At 34.5% G+C, this 15855-nt stretch carries 12 protein-coding genes; all 12 read left to right on the top strand.

Going from position 1 to position 15855, the window contains the following annotated elements; genetic code table 11:
• Positions 1-141 precede the first annotated feature (141 nt).
• A complete protein-coding gene (locus tag ACN1CN_RS20355) occupies positions 142-1194 on the top strand; it encodes a serine hydrolase domain-containing protein (protein WP_419137209.1) in 1053 nt (350 codons plus the stop codon).
• Between the two features lie 294 nt (positions 1195-1488).
• Positions 1489-2067: an RNA polymerase sigma factor gene (locus ACN1CN_RS20350; protein WP_291286637.1), complete on the top strand. Its 579-nt coding sequence runs from the start codon at positions 1489-1491 to the stop codon at positions 2065-2067.
• A gap of 182 nt (positions 2068-2249) precedes the next feature.
• Positions 2250-3098 carry a FecR family protein gene (locus ACN1CN_RS20345; protein ID WP_419137206.1) on the top strand — a complete coding sequence of 283 codons (849 nt, stop codon included), beginning with the start codon at positions 2250-2252 and terminating at the stop codon, positions 3096-3098.
• 147 nt (positions 3099-3245) lie between these two features.
• On the top strand, positions 3246-6479 hold the full coding sequence (locus tag ACN1CN_RS20340) for a TonB-dependent receptor domain-containing protein (protein WP_419137204.1): 3234 nt from the start codon (positions 3246-3248) through the stop codon (positions 6477-6479).
• A 441-nt stretch (positions 6480-6920) separates the two neighbouring features.
• Positions 6921-8228 carry a hypothetical protein gene (locus ACN1CN_RS20335; RefSeq protein ID WP_291286641.1) on the top strand — a complete coding sequence of 436 codons (1308 nt, stop codon included), beginning with the start codon at positions 6921-6923 and terminating at the stop codon, positions 8226-8228.
• 65 nt (positions 8229-8293) lie between these two features.
• Positions 8294-9157, top strand: a complete 864-nt coding sequence (locus ACN1CN_RS20330) for a T9SS type A sorting domain-containing protein (RefSeq protein ID WP_419137202.1) — start codon at positions 8294-8296, stop codon at positions 9155-9157.
• 58 nt (positions 9158-9215) lie between these two features.
• A complete protein-coding gene (locus ACN1CN_RS20325) occupies positions 9216-10004 on the top strand; it encodes a hypothetical protein (RefSeq protein WP_419137200.1) in 789 nt (262 codons plus the stop codon).
• A gap of 55 nt (positions 10005-10059) precedes the next feature.
• Complete coding sequence (locus tag ACN1CN_RS20320) at positions 10060-11415, top strand: S41 family peptidase (RefSeq protein ID WP_419137198.1); 1356 nt, start codon at positions 10060-10062, stop codon at positions 11413-11415.
• Between the two features lie 37 nt (positions 11416-11452).
• Entirely contained in the window at positions 11453-11743 is a 291-nt protein-coding gene (locus ACN1CN_RS20315; protein WP_419137197.1) for a hypothetical protein, read from the top strand.
• A gap of 391 nt (positions 11744-12134) precedes the next feature.
• Positions 12135-12281 carry a hypothetical protein gene (locus ACN1CN_RS20310; protein ID WP_419137195.1) on the top strand — a complete coding sequence of 49 codons (147 nt, stop codon included), beginning with the start codon at positions 12135-12137 and terminating at the stop codon, positions 12279-12281.
• A gap of 315 nt (positions 12282-12596) precedes the next feature.
• Complete coding sequence (locus tag ACN1CN_RS20305; protein ID WP_419137193.1) at positions 12597-13253, top strand: GNAT family N-acetyltransferase; 657 nt, start codon at positions 12597-12599, stop codon at positions 13251-13253.
• A 352-nt stretch (positions 13254-13605) separates the two neighbouring features.
• The gene (locus ACN1CN_RS20300) at positions 13606-15759 is read left to right on the top strand and encodes a hypothetical protein (protein ID WP_419137192.1); all 2154 of its coding nucleotides are present in this window, start codon (positions 13606-13608) and stop codon (positions 15757-15759) included.
• Positions 15760-15855: the final 96 nt, after the last annotated feature.

The following is a 15855-nucleotide window of genomic DNA, read 5'->3' as shown; positions in this document are numbered from 1 at the left end:
GATTAAATACTTGGGGTAAATTTAAAAGTTAAAGATGTTGAAAGGGCATATTTGGCCAGGCTGTTAACTGTTGGTGCTAATAGAAATAGCAGATCCGAAATTTCTATTTAAAAAAACAAATCAAAACAACCATCGCATTCCATGAGAAAACAATTCATATTTGCTATCGTTCTATGCGCGTTAGCGGCAATAAATACAAAAGCGCAAAACCATCACAAAAAAAGAATTGATGATTATATCGTAGAAATTAAGAAGCAGTATCATATTCCCGGTCTGGCCGTAGTAGTAATCAAGGAGGGAAAAATCATTCACAGAAAAAATTACGGACTGGCTAATATTGAAATGGGAGTTCCGGTAACAGACAAAACGTTATTCCCTTTATTTTCAACCACAAAAGTAATGTCGGTTGTGGCGGTCTATCAGTTAATCGAGCAAAACAAACTTTCATTAGAGAATAACATTTCAGATTTTTTGGATGATTTACCGGATCGTTGGAAGAAGGTGAAAATTAAAAATCTCCTAATACATTCATCAGGATTGCCGGATATCGTCGAGTACACGGACAGTAAAGAAGAGGATGCAAAACAAAAAGTATATTGCGATACCATAAAGTTCAGCCCGGGAAAACAATTTGATTACAACCAAACCAATTATTGGCTTTTAAACCGAATATTTCAGAAAGTAATTGGAAAAAAATTAAGCGAATATATTATGGAAATACAGTTTCCATTCGCACAAAAGGACGTTGTTTTTGAAGGCAATAATTTAAAAGTAGTCGAAAACTTAACCTATGGTTATGTAAATACAACAAATGGGAATCCCGTTTTGAAAAGAAATTGGAATTTTCCTGAGTACGAATATGGCGCTGCGGCACTCAATTTAACATTGGATTCGTTTATAGAATGGAACAGGAAATTCGATGATAACGAGCTTATCTCGGAGCAAACAAAAAGGCAATTATTGACACCATTTCAGTATGAAGTAAAGCGAGACTTTACCTATGGGCTGGATTTGATCAAGTTTAACGGGGAAGTATCGTATGGTTTTTCAGGCGGTGTATCAACAGCTTTTAGAAAATTCACCAACAAAAAACTGACCATAATTCTTCTGGCAAATGGAATGTTTATCCCCACAAATCAATTAAACGGAATAAACGAAGTTGTAAATAATATTGCCCGTATTGCAGCTGAATAAGTAAATCATTACAATACACACAGCATGAAGTGCTACAATCTCAAACTTACTTAGTTTAACCTTAACATTAAACCAAACTGCAGACTTACACCTCCGTAAAAAACAATTAGAGTAAATAAAAGGCCTTAAAGTGTTAGAATAGAAATGGATACAGGATACTTTTTTTAATCAATTATAAAAATTAAAACGACATCTCAATATTAATAAATTATTAAATGACCCGCTGATAAAAATATCGATATAAGGTTTATTATACTTTTGTAAGGGTCTTCTTTAACAGTTTAAAATTACGTTATGAGTTCTAATTTGCTAATTTGTTTACGTGCTGGTGATGATTCCAGCTTTAAAGAAATCTATGATCTGTATCACTATAAAGTATTTTGTTTTGTAAAAAAATATACGTCACAACTCGCCGATGCCGAAGATGTGACGCAAAATGTATTTATCCATCTTTGGAAATACAGAAACAAAGTAGATCCTGCTGTAGATTTAGAAGCCATTTTGTTTAAAAGTTCTAAGCAGGAGATTTCGAAATGGTACAAAAAGCAAAACAGAATTTTTTCGGTAGAAAACGATCAGTTAATCAAAGAGCTTGATATTGTATCTGAAACAGAGGATGATATTACTTCAAAATTGGAGGAAATAGAACATCTTTTAAACCAAATACCGGCAAAAAGAAGAAAAATTTTTAGCCTTCACAAATTTGAAGACCGCAGCTATAAGGAAATTGCTGTAGAAATGGACATGTCCCAAAGTGCCGTTGCCAACCAAATTTCAAAGACATTACAGTTTCTTAGAAAAAATACTGTGAAAAACCATGAACTCTATTGGTTTGCATTATTTTTTATAAGCCAGTCAGAATTGGTTTCTTAATGCTGTCTTTTCCCCTTTTAGATCTTAATTTCCCTCAAAACTAAAGCAACGATAATCTTCTGTTGGATTAAGAAAAGGTTAACAGTAATGTTGTCCCGTGATATTTAATAGATTGAAAATCTAATGTAGTTGAATCGATAAAATTCATACCTGATTTTTAAACATTAAATGTTAATTGTAAAATGAAATCCAGAAAATTAAGAGAAGAGTGGAATGCAATACCTAACAGAGGAATTCTTCCAAACGAAACTAAATCGCGTATGTGGGATAACATACGTATTGCAACAATTGATCGATATAAAAGCTTTTATAATTGGACAGCAGTTGCCTGTATTGTATTTATTTTTTCTATTACAAGTTATCAGATATTCACGCAAGTCAATAAAAATAAGATTGAAGTTGCCGTTACCAAAACATTCAATGACGATATCCGCCTTTTATGCTTGTCAGACGGAACGAGAGTATGGCTTAATGAAAATTCAGAAATTGGATATCCCGTTCAATTTGCAAAAAATGAAAGGTTAGTAACTTTAAAAGGAGAGGCTTTTTTTGAAGTCAAACGCGATCCTTCCCGACCATTTATTATCACATCAGGAACAATAAAAACCACTGTTTTAGGAACATCATTTAATGTAAAAGCATACGATGAGAACAAACCGGAAGTAAATGTGAGAACCGGTAAAGTACAGGTTGAAAGTCTGAAAAATACAGTTTTACTCGAAAGAGGCGATAAGGCAGTTTACAGACCCGATAATTTGTTACTTCAGAAACAAAAAACGAACGTATTAGAACCGGAATGGAAAAAGGTCTTGATATATGTGGATGGATTGACCTTGGAAGAAGTTTTAACCAAACTAAAGACAGATCACCAATTTGAGGTAAACTATCTCACAGCGGATTTAAAAAACCTGACAATTAAAGGAACTCTTGATACCCGACAAGGTTTGTATGAGATGCTTCAAACCATTGCTTTTGCCCTCGAAATTAAAATCAGATCGACGGGCAATAATACTTACTTAGTCAGCAAATAAGCCAACACAAATTTATTGAAAAACGATTGTCGCTCAAACAAGTATTCCAAACTTACATTTTAGCGACAGGATGCCTGCTGAATTTCTACAGCAACATTACCCTAAAATACAAATTAAATTAATTACACAAACTAACAATCATCAATTATGAACAATTGCATTTCCAGGCAATTTGCCTTTTGGATTTTATTTTTTGGTTTTTTTCTCGGAATAAACACAATTTACGCACAAACCGGAACAGTATCGGTTGATTTTAAAAATTCATCACCTCAAAAAGTTATCGATAACTTAAAATCCCGCACGCCTTATCAATTTGTCTATCAAAAGGATCTCGATTTAAGTTTACCTCTTATTACCCTTAAAAAAGAAAATGTTTCAATAGATGAAATTTTAAGTGATTTACAAACGCTGACAAACTTAAATTTCAGAAGAAATGAAAATAATATAGCCGTAAACAGTAAAGAATCGGCTAAAAAAAAAAAGAAAGGAAAAATCACAGGTAAAGTAGTAGATGTCAACGGACTTTCATTACCCGGTGCCAATATTAATGTTACCGGAATGGGTTTAGGAACACAATCGGACATAGATGGTAATTATACTTTAGAATTGGAACCTGGTGAATATACGATTGAGATTAGTATTATATCGTTTCAAACGCAAAGAATTACAGGAGTTAAAGTAAACGAAGGGGCGGAAACACCTTTAGTAGTTTCTCTAAAAGAAGATGCGCAATCGCTTAACGAAGTAATTATCATCCAAGACTATAAAAAGGCAACAGCATCGGTTCAGGGAATGCTGTTACAGCAAAAAAAAGCAGCTCAATTCTCTGACGGAATCTCCTCAGAACAAATTGCAAGAACTCCGGATAAAGATGTGGGAAGTGCGCTAAAACGTATAACAGGGGTAACAACAGTGGGAGATAAATACGTGGTGGTGCGTTCTATGGCAGAACGATGGAATCAGGCTGTTATGGACGGAATCACGCTGCCAAGTACAGACGCTTATCAGCAAAACTTTTCTTTTGATATAATTCCGACTGCTATTGTTGAAAGCATTGTCGTGAGTAAATCTGCAACGCCTGATATGTATGCCAATTTTGCCGGAGGATATGTGGAGGTAAAAACCATGGATATTCCGAAGGAAAACTTTACCAATTTCTCTATTGGGACTTCTTATAATAGTGAAAGTACTTTTAAAGAAAGACTAACCAAAAAAGAAGGGGATCATGATTACCTGGGTTTTGATGATGGAAGACGCGATTATCCCCGAAATCTGACGGCATTGGAAATACCAAAGACAGCAGCTGAATCAGGTCCTTTTATGGCGCAGTCCAAACAATTTACGCAGGATAATTTTAGTACTTATAAAACCTATGGTGCTCCAGGAACAACGCTTCAATTTGGTATTGGACGAACGTATAAATTGAAAGACGATAACAAGTGGGGATTTGTAGGTTCCTTAATCTTTAAGAATACACAGGAAAAATTAGATATTGAACATACAGAAAGAGGGAATTACAAAAGTAATTCAGAGTTTTTGGCAGAAACGAAAAAGACTCCTTATTCCACTTTTACCAAATATGGGTTCAAGAATTCAGGAGCAAATTACAATTACAATTCCACTTTAGGCGGAATGTTCAATGCGGCAATACAATTGGGAGACCATAAAATTACAAGCCGTAATACCGTAATGCACATTTACAACAATCAATTGAATCAAATTGCAGGCTGGGACATTGGTGAAAGCACTTCGGATATTGTAAGCGGTAACGATCTGGGATCTGTAACCGAATCTAATTATCCGGTTTACACCACTTTTATTCAGAATAAAATTGAAGGAAATCACAAATTCGACAAACTGGAAATCAATTGGTATGGCGCTTACGGAAACGTAACAAAAGATACCAAAGACGCGACATTTTTAGAAATCATGAAACAAAAAGTAGGAGACGATGAGTTACTTTATTATGATGTTTACAATGCCGGAGCAAGATTTCCTTTCAGCAGAAGTAATTTTACGAATGACGAGATCGATTACAATGCTGCTATAAATTTCAAATACTCTTTTGACTTTAGCGATTCTTTTACAAACGATATAAAGGCAGGCTATTTCGGAACTTATAAAAAAGCAACCAACCAACAGGAATCGGCAAAATTAGTTACCGTAGGTCAAACTTCCGACAGAGCAAAAATTTACGATCCTTTGACAAAATTTTTAGACGGATCTAATTATTACTACGGTGGTTTTGGCTGGCAGGATTTTGGAATTTATGGCAACAAATATGTTGGAGATGTAAAAATACATTCCCCATTTTTAATGCTTGATGATAAAATAAGCCGCTTTGCAAGATTGGTTTGGGGAGTAAGAGCCGAAAGTTATATTTATACACAAATCGAGAGTCAGTCTGAAACGCCGGATGGATTTTCAGAGATTCAGGGAGACGATAAAGTTTGGCAATTTCTCCCATCAGCGAGTTTAATTATAAGCCCTACGAATAAAACGAATGTAAGATTCGGTTACAATAAATCGGTTTTGCGTCCTCAATTTGCAGAGCGTTTGACAATTCCGTATTACGACCCAATCCGTTCTGCTAAAATTTATAACTACACAGGAGGATTAGTTTCCAGTATTGCCAATAATTATGATTTAAAATTCGAATGGTTTCCTTCAGGCGGCGAGATTTTATCTTTTGGAGTATACCACAAAAAGATCGATGATCCGATTGAAGCTGTTGGTTATTTGAATCCGTCAGGAGTTAGGGATATCTATAATATCAATTCAAATAATGCCAAACTATGGGGGGTAGAATTAGAGTTTTACAAAAGCCTTTCTTTTTTGGGTGATGGCGAAATTTTAAAAGATTTATTTGTTTACGGGAACGCTTCGGTAAACGATACAAAAGTGACATCCTATGTTAATTTAGATGGAACAGGCGGACTTTATGAAGCCAACAGACCACTTTACGGGCAATCGCCTTACACCTACAATTTAGGTTTAGATTATGTAGGGGAACGTTTAGGATTTAGCCTTAGACACAATGCAATTGGCGATCAATATATACTGGTAGGTTTTGAGTATTTCGCTGAGGAAATCCGCAAACCTTATGCGGTAACAGATGCTCAGGTGAGTTACAAATTTTTCAAAGAAAGAAATCTGGAACTAAAATGCAGTATGAAAAACATGTTTGATGCCGGTATCGAAACCTATAACAACGCCAACAGTTACAGTAAAATTGAGAATGTTCCCGACGGAACAAATCCAAGAGCGAGATTCAGTCTGGGAGCCGGTGCTACTACAAAATTTGATCAGGATATCGACAGAGAAGTATTTAAAGCTAAAAACGGAAGAACCATAAGTGTATCAATTAATTATTCGTTCTAAAATGGGTTTTTAGCGGCTCTTTTACTTCAAGTTTAACTGATATAGCGGGATGTATTAAGAAACCGTTAACAATAAAAAAAGACATGATATTTTGGTTTTTCAAAAGCTAATGTATGTAGTTGTAAGTATCAGATTTCTTTTTTGTTTAGTGCATTAAACAAAGATGTAAAAATGAACTTTAAGATGTTCTTTTAAAAATACAAAGTTCTTCATTATAAGATAAGGTTTTAAAAGAATGGAAAGTAAACCTTTTACTGCGTTAAAAAAAACCTATGAGTAAAAAGACGGAATAATAGGTATAAACCCCGATGGTAAAGCGGGATCGTTTATTGAAAAAATTCTTTACCAAAAAAAAGAGAAAGACCTAAGGAGAGATATTTTGCTGCTCTCTCCAAAGGCCTAATTTGTAATAGCAGCAAATATAGCATTAATAAAATTATTATGAAAAAAATTTTTCTATGTGCAATGATAGCTCTGGCTCTGGGCTCTTGCCAAAATGATGATTCATCTGCTGATTCTTCTTTTTCAATGAAAGCTTCTGGTGCTGATTACACAGGATATCCGGCAACAGTACAAACTGTAAGTGGTGATATTACAACAAACACTACTTGGACTAGTGATAAAGTTTGGGAAATTGAAGGAGTAGTACGTGTAAAATCAGGGGCTACATTAACCATACAGCCAGGTACATTTATTAAAGCTAAACCATTAGCAGCTGGAGTTGCCTCAGGAGTTCTTGTAATTACTAAAACAGGTAAGATCGATGCTCAGGGAACTGAAACAGCGCCAATTATTTTTACAAGTTACAATTTATTAGATGGCAACGCAGCTACAGGAGCTACTCCGGGAGATTTTGCAGGAGTAGTTATTTTGGGTGATGCTCAGGTAAATAACGGTTCAGTTACTAACATAATCGAAGGATTAGGAGATCAGCCAACGGTTTCTGATTTTTATTATGGAGGTTCAAACAATGCTCATAACGGTGGAATCTTAAACTATGTTCGTATCGAATTTGCCGGACGTATTTTAGATGCTGCAACAGGAGTTGAAATCAACGGATTAACTTTAGGAGGTGTAGGTTCTGGTACTGTGATCGATCACGTTCAGGTATCTTACGGAAGAGACGATTCATTTGAATTTTTTGGAGGAACTGTAAATGCAGGACATTTAGTTTCTTTTGCACCAGACGATGATAACTTTGATTTTGATCTTGGTTATACAGGAACAATCACAAAAGCTATTGCAATTGCTGACAGTAATTCTACACATAGTTTAAGCGGAGGAAATCCGGATTCTAATGGTATTGAGTTAGACAACAATGCTACAGGAACAGTTACAGCATTGATCACACGTCCGGTAATCAACCAATTATCAATTATTGGTGTAAGCTCAACTGTAGTAGCTGATTTATACGAAAATGCTATTCACGTGCGCAGAGCAGGTAACATAAGCCTTACTGATGTTACTGTTACAGGATACAACAGAGGAGTTAATTTTGAGTCTCCTTCATTGCCAGGTGGTTCAACTTACTCTAAAGTTTCTATTCACGGTTTTGACAATGTAGCATTGCCTGTAGGAACAACTTTTACAGGAATTGGTACTGCAACTTCTACGGTGAACCCAGCTACAAAATGGGCTTTAACACAACCATTCTTTAATGATGGTGCGTTAAACCTTAGTGGAGCTACAGGAGCATTTAAAACAGAAGCTGCGTGGACTAACACATGGACTAAGTTTACAAATTTTTAATAAGAGGTTAATTAAAATTTTACATGGGCAGAATATTTCTGCCCATGTTTTTAATACATAAAAAAATGAAAAAAACTATACTTTTATTTGTGCTTGCTTTTGTTTCTGTAGTTTCATCAGCTCAGGTTACGGTTTGGGAAGATAATTTTGATGATGCAGATTTAGCTGGCTGGACATTACTGGACAGGGATGAAGATGGAATAAACTGGATTGCCAGAAAAAATATAAACCTTGATGAAAGCGGAAGCGCGATAGTAGATGGAGAACACAGTATTTTAGGAAATTACCTAATGAATCTGGATGATTTAAGCACCGTAGTTCGTTTAGTGGAGAACTGGGCTATTACACCAGCAATAAGTTTAGCACAACATTCCGGCAAAAAAATACAGGTGGTTCTAAATGCACAAACCAGTATTTATGATACTAATCAGGATCTATTAGTATACGGATCTACTTCAAAAGACCCTGATACATTTACACTTTTGAGTACCCTTAAATTACAAAGACAAACAGAACTTGAAGCAGAATTTAAGGACTACAGTGTGGATATTTCTCAATACGCCGGCGAATCGGTGGTATACTTAGCCGTATCCAATGTAGCAGACGAAAATCTGAATTTCATAGGTTTTGAAATCGATAAAGTTTCAATTGTAGCAGGAGGAAATTTAGGAATAGGGGACCATATATTGGATAAAAACCGTTCATTTCTTGCAGAAAACCCTGTTAGAGAAAATTTAGAATTGCAATTGGCAGATCAATTTAAAGACCATAAAACCGCATTGAAAATTTATAATGCAGCAGGTAATCTGGTTAAGGAAGTAAATTACAATAACCAAAATATTTCTGTAGCCGATTTACCTCAGGGCTTCTATTTTTTGTTAGTAACCAACGATACAAATTCACAAACAATAAAATTTATTAAAAAGTAAAAAAGGGCAGTAGGTTTTATTCCTGTATTAAAATTGCTGCCTTACTAAAAATTAGCATATGAAAAATAAGATTGCAAAAGCATTTTTCCTTTCTGTTGTACTCGCACTTTTGGGTGCCTGTGCTAATGATGAGCTAACGCCTTATTACGATCAGAGAAAAAGAGAAATTGGTAAAATCGTTATACACGGTTATAACGCTTTAAGCGATTCCATTCAAATGACCGTAAATGGCAAATTGATTGAAATAGGAAACGAAAAAAACAATACAGCTTTCGTAAAAAAAATAGAAAAAGAGCATGATTTTGTTTTTTTTAATGATGAGGTAAAAACGTTGGTAATCACCAATAAAAAAACGAGTCAGATCTTGGGAACTTACCTTTTTACAAACCGGACTCCTGTTAGTTCTCTATATTTCTACGCTAAAGAAAATTTATGGATAGATGATGTTTCCTTTTTAAAACCAGGTACATTAAGTCAAACCGGTTATGCGGGTTTTAAGTTTATATTTCCATCACTCAATAAATATTCAGGCAGTACCTATAAAGGCGCCTTGGATGGTATTATTACCAAAAGCAATGGTCAGGTTTTAGGGATTGTAAAAAATATCAGCAAAGATACTCCAAGTGATTTTATCGAATTTCCATTCAGTACGCCGGCGGCCATAAAAATGGAACTTGTAAAACACGACACAAAGGAATCTTATATTACAGGTCAAAAAGTTATTGTGGCGATGACCATGACAAACAATAAATCAAAACTAATTATTCTTGAAGAAGAACAAGATGTAAATGGTAAATTCTCCGGTGTGGGAGGCGTCATCAATTTAGCCGATTACTTTACTTTTTAAGGAGCGAACGGGCCGGATGGAAGAGTCAATATTTTTTGGAATTAAAAATTAAAAAATGAAATACTCATATTACAGTCGAATATTTATTTTTCTTTTGCTTTCTTTTTTAATCCTTTCCTGTGAAAGTGATGATGCACCAATAATTTACAATAAAGATTCTAACGAATATGTAAATGAATGGATGTACGATCAAATGAAAAAGTATTACCGTTGGAATGCATCAATGCCGGCTCAGGGCAATTTATCCTTAAATCCTAAGGAGTATTTTAAAAATCTATTGCAAAAAGAAGATGTCTATTCATATGCGATTCATCCTGCATTGCCTGAAACTGCGCCACAAAGTCTCAGACGGAGCTTTGGGTTTGATGTGTCTTTTGTCGAATTTGAAGGAAAATATTATGGTGTAATACTATATACATTGGCAGGTTCTCCGGCCAAAAACAGTGGTTTGCAAAGAGGTCAGTTGATCACTAAAATCGATGGAACAGTTGTGAACTCAGGAAACTATGAGCAATTGTATAAAAATATGGTAGGTGCAGCAAAATTAAATTTAGAGACCACTTCATTTTCTGCGAAATCCGGTTTTTCGAATCCAAAAGAAATTTCAGTATTGCAGGGATTTAGTTTTTCTCAGCCCATTCCATATCAAGTTATTTCGGATAAAAATACCAAGATTGGTTATGTTGAAATTCCACATTTTGATGTCGGTCAGGCGCAGCAATTTTTACAAATCTTTCAGGAACTAAAAAACAAATCGATTACTGAACTTGTCTTGGATTTAAGATACAATGGAGGAGGAGATATTGCCTCTGCGACTGCGCTGAGCATTATTCTGGCTCCAAATATTAAAGCAACGGACCTTTTTATAAAATTTGAAGGAAATGCTAACGGGGGCAATGTCGATCAATCATTTGAGCAAGCCTTAAAAAGTAATGAAGCAAAAATAACTTTTGATGCTTTGCGCAGTGCTCATCCGTCAATAAACAGAGTATACATATTGTGTGGAAGCCGCACCGCATCTGCATCAGAGCTTATAATTAATAATCTGAAACCGTACATGAATGTAATTGCTTTAGGCGGGAAAACCTTTGGAAAAGATGTGGCTGGATTTCCAATAGAAGATGATCGGATTCCCGGAAGTAAAGGCTGGGTATTGTATCCGTCTATTTATAAATTATTTAATTCCAGACATGAAGGAGGCTATTCTAAAGGAATAGATCCCAATATTTATACAGATGAACTCCAGGGATTAGAAGTTTTTCCTTTAGGCAATCGTTCAGAAATTCTGTTAAGTGCAGCATTGACAAACATCTCAGGAAACACCGGTAAAATGAAAGCCACAGAATTACGATTACTGACGCTGCCTAAAATCTATACCGATTCGGACCCATTATTACGTTTTAACCCTTAATATTTTTTTTAAATTTTAGTCAAATAGTAATGTTATTATGCAAGGAATAAATTCTAAAGAGCATCGGATCTTGCTGACCGCTTTTCATAAATTCGAACATCTTTCTACTGTTTATAAAAATAAGATTGAAGAGGCCGAAGATGCCAGAACGCGAAAAGCTATGGAAGAACTGGATGCTCTATATGATAAATTTCGATTATTATATACTGAGCTTGAAAAATGCACCAAAGCTTATGAGATCAAGAAAAAATCGACAAGAAGCCTCCTAAACAGAAGCGTTCGGAAATTAATTCCAATCGCACAAAACAATAAGGATTTGCCCCGTTAAATCATAATTGTATTGAAGATAGAAATGGGACGCAAGTAAAAGGATATAAAAAAAGTCTTTAAACTCTGATGTTTAAAGGCTTTTGATTTTTTTTAAACTTCTATTGGCTTTGATCTAAAAGCAATTATCCCTTTCATTTTGCATGGCTGATCTTATCATTTTGATAGGGATTAGCAAGTTGAAAATTAAATGTAAATTTTAACTTATTGGTTTTTAGTGTTTTGTTTTGTGTTGAGTTGTTTTGGCACACCAATTGCATCTAAAGGGGAAATCGAGACTATAATTTTAAGGTATAAATCATCACCATAAGATTAAGTTGGAAAACGAAAAGAGTTTTCCGGATTTGCTCAGAATAGTATAGACAAATGTAAAACACTGTAAAATAAAAGAGATGAAAGCAGATAAAATAAGAAAGAAGAACATCGAAAAACTGGGGATATCAAACAAAGGCATCAAACAAAAAGACAGAGTCATCAACGTAATGGTGTTTTCTATAGTATTCTTTATTGCACTTTTGATGATTTCGCAAATCGTATAAAACATATTTAAATTAAGATATTAAAAGAAGTAAAACTCTCGGCAACGATGAGTTTTACTTCTTTTGTTTTTACATAAAAATGGCGAGGATCATACTCTTCGAAAGGCAGTCTCAAAATGATAAAATCATATCATTTTGAGACGTTTTTTTTACAGTTAAGATTGCTGTTTTAAGTGTAATGCATTGATTGTTATTGGTATTGTTGCGGTTTAGATATAGTAAAAATCTATTGGTATGTAATTTGAATAAACTAGATCGTATTTCCATTGCTTAGACGATAAACACATTAATAAAATTGGATCTACCCTGAATCATATGAGAACCATAGCATGTAAAATAGGCCCAACGGAGAGAAACTTTATGCTTTCGAACCCCTTACCAACCCAAACAGTATTTTTACCGCTAAAAGAGGCTGAGGGATCTGGTGATTTTATTATTGAAAAAGCCCGACCTATTCATACCTTTTGGATAAAACAAATTTGTGAAGTAACACTTGCATCAGCCATAGCTCGCGGAACTGGAATTTCCGGACGCTCTCCTGAGCTGCTGGAAACAAAAATGAAAAAAGGAGAAGCTGTCATCGCTTTTGCATCAGATGGGAGATGGGCAGGTTTTTCTTTTATCTCTTCCTGGGAAAATGGTAGCTATGTCTCTAATTCCGGATTAATTGTAGCTCCAGAATTCCGACATACCGGACTTGCCAAAAGAATTAAAAGAAAAATTTTTGAGCTCAGCCGACAGAAATATCCCGATGCTCGTATATTCAGCCTAACCACTGGTCTTGCTGTAATGAAAATGAACCATGAACTCGGTTTTAAACCCGTCACTTACTCCGAACTGACTTCAGACGAGACATTCTGGGAAAATTGTAAATCATGTGTAAACTGCCCGATTTTGATAAATAAGGACAGGAAAAACTGTTTGTGCACGGCTATGTTATATGATCCAAAGAAAAATGGAGGGGTTATTTGATTAGAAAAGAATAATGTTATTTGCATTTTTTTTATTGTTGAAATATGTTGTTTAATTATTTTTAAATCAATCAGTTGATTTTGTTTTTAATTAGATTAATTATGAATAGTTTAAAAATGGTTGTTTAATTTTTTGGTAACAACAATAAAATAGATTAATATTGAATCTTAAAAACCTCGTTAAAATAGCAGATATAAGTGCTTTTTAATCAAGAAAAAAGATTTCAATCATAATTATTTATTTTGTTTTTATTATAAAGATTGATAAAGTAGGATTTAAATAATAGTATAAAATCTTCTTTATTTTCTGATAAATCAAAACAACAACAACAACCTTTTACCTCAAACTAGATATGAAGTATAGTTACTTTTTATTATTGCTTAATGTATCACTAATTTTTTCTCAACAAAGTGCGGTACTACCACAAGTAATGTCTCCAAGTCCAAGTCCATCAGCGTTAGCAAAATTTGTAGACCAACCTGTTAGCCCTTATACGGGCATTCCGAGTATTCAGATTCCTATATGGGAAATAAAACTAAATGATTTTACATTACCTGTCGAATTGAAATACCATTCTGGAGGGATAAAAGTACAAGAAACAGTATCTAATGTAGGGTTAGGTTGGGCTCTAAATGCAGGAGGTGTGATAACAAGAGCGGTAAAAGGAAAATGCCCTGATGATTATGGGAAAAGTGGGAAATTTCATGACGAAAATAGTGAGTATCCAAAAATAGGAAGATTTTGGACTGGAAAATATGATGTTCTAAAAAATATTAACTTAGAAAGCCCGGATGATACTTATGTTGAAAATCAATTTGGTCAAATTATAAGAAACCATCCTGCTATGTCATATTCGTTTGCGGGGGATAATGATTCAGAGCCAGATGTTTTTTATTACAGTTTTGGAAACAAGTCAGGAAAATTTGTCTTTGATATAAATGGAAATAATCAAAGTGTCGAATTAATTCCTTATGAAGATATACGAGTTTCACATACATTAGATATTAATGGTGAAATAATTGCTTTTACTATTACTGATGAGGATGGAACTCAGTATTTTTTTGAAGATGTTGAAAGAATTAAGGAAGGGCAGTATAGTGAAGATGAAATGTATGGATTGCAGATGACATCTTCAGAATATAATTCTAGTTGGTATCTATCTAAAATAAAGACTAGAAATAAACAGGAAGTAAATTTTGAGTATGTGAATGAGCAGTTCTATCTCTGGCAACAAACTGGTCAGGCAAATACAAAAATTAGGTCATCTCCTCCACGAGATTTCGATTCCCCAAAGGAATTTGTTATGAACCCTTCCTGGAGTTATTCTGTAACGGAATCTAGTTCCGTTAAACGAATAAGTAAAATAACAACAAACAATGAAATAATAGAATTTAACGCAGTCACAAGGTCAGATGTATCAACGCTAACCGGTTTGACCAATCCACAAAAAGCGATATCTTCTATAGTTGTTAATAATAAATTTTCTCAATTAATAAAAAAATATGAGCTAGGATTTGGTTATTTTGTAAGTCCTCAGGCAGGGGTAATAACACCTGATCCATCAGATTTTTATCGATTAAAGTTAAATTATGTAAAAGAATATTATACAACTTCAAAAAATAAAACATATTCTTTTGGATATAATAATATAGCATTACCAAATAAGAGGTCACCACGACAAGATTTTTTGGGGTATTTTAATAACAATCAAGAACCAGAGTATAGTAACGTTGGAGCAGGCTCTCCGACAAGAATGATACCACAAATTTATGTTTATCCTTCATTAATTGGGAATTATAAATATCAATTAAACCCTCTATGCTATACATATGCTTTTACTGATCATTATATAGAGCCGGGAGCAAATAGAAATGCAAACCCTGTTTTTGCCCAGGCAGCTATACTAACAAGTGTAATATACCCCACAGGTGGGCGAGCAGAATATACGTATGAATCTAATGAGTTTTTATACGGTGGGTGCTTACAAACGGGTGGTGGATTACGAGTAAATAATATTAAAACGTTTGAAAAGGGAAATTCTACAACTCCTCTCACATCTAAGAATTACAGTTATTTAGGTTCAGATGGAAAGTCAAGCGGAGTGGTAACTGCGATGCCAGTTTTTAATAATATTTTAGCGCAAGGTGTATTTAAACATTTATCCAGTATTAGCCAATCTAAGCTAGGGACAACTAATGGGAGTCATGTAGGATACAAAAGAGTGACAGAATATGTAAGTGGTCTTGGAAAAACTGTTTATGAATATAGTGCACCAGGAATGATTGAAGATAATGAGGATGTTGAATATGGTCTTTACAAACCAACTGCTATAAGATGGTTGGGTCTTCCTTTTAAAGCTGGTGATGGCAATATTCCTTTCTATGAAAAATTAAAATCCTATTATGTTCAGAATCATTTATTTCCAAATAATTTTCCTTTTCCACAAAATCCAGATTACGATTGGAATAGGGGTAAACTGGAAAAACCGGTCAATTTGACCACCTAATTCCGGAGTAAATTGACCACCCGTTCCGGAGCAAACTGACCACCTGATTCCGGAGCAAATTGACCACCAGGTTTTGTGGTTAATTAACGATTAAAA

It is taken from the genome of Flavobacterium sp. T12S277 (genome assembly GCF_048514875.1).
In the GTDB taxonomy this organism is placed as follows: Bacteria; Bacteroidota; Bacteroidia; order Flavobacteriales; family Flavobacteriaceae; genus Flavobacterium.
The sequence above is the reverse complement of the archived record's forward strand: the minus strand, read 5'-3'. Positions and strand labels throughout refer to the sequence as shown.